This is a genomic window from Microbacterium maritypicum MF109 (assembly GCF_000455825.1).
GTDB lineage: Bacteria > Actinomycetota > Actinomycetes > Actinomycetales > Microbacteriaceae > Microbacterium > Microbacterium maritypicum_A.
Genome location: NZ_ATAO01000126.1, coordinates 1 through 201 on the forward strand (window position 1 = coordinate 1; position 201 = coordinate 201).

General features: G+C 66.2%; 1 protein-coding gene. It reads left to right on the forward strand.

What is annotated here, in order from left to right; genetic code table 11:
- Positions 1–201, forward strand: a 201-nt coding sequence (locus tag L687_RS28300) for a DUF5915 domain-containing protein (protein ID WP_040569653.1), incomplete at both ends; no start/stop codon positions are given.

A 201-nucleotide genomic window follows, 5' to 3' on the forward strand; every position in this document is an offset into this window, starting at 1 on the left:
GTGCAGGAGACGCGCAAGAACGCCGACTTCGACGTCAGCGACCGCATCCAGCTGGTCCTCCGGTTCCAGGACGACGTGGACACCCAGGCTGTCGTGTCGGCGTTCGACCTGGCCGGCATCGCGGCAGAGACTCTCGCCGAGGAGTACTACGTGATCGACGCGCAGGGAGACTCGATCTTCGGACACGGAGCGGTCCTGGCC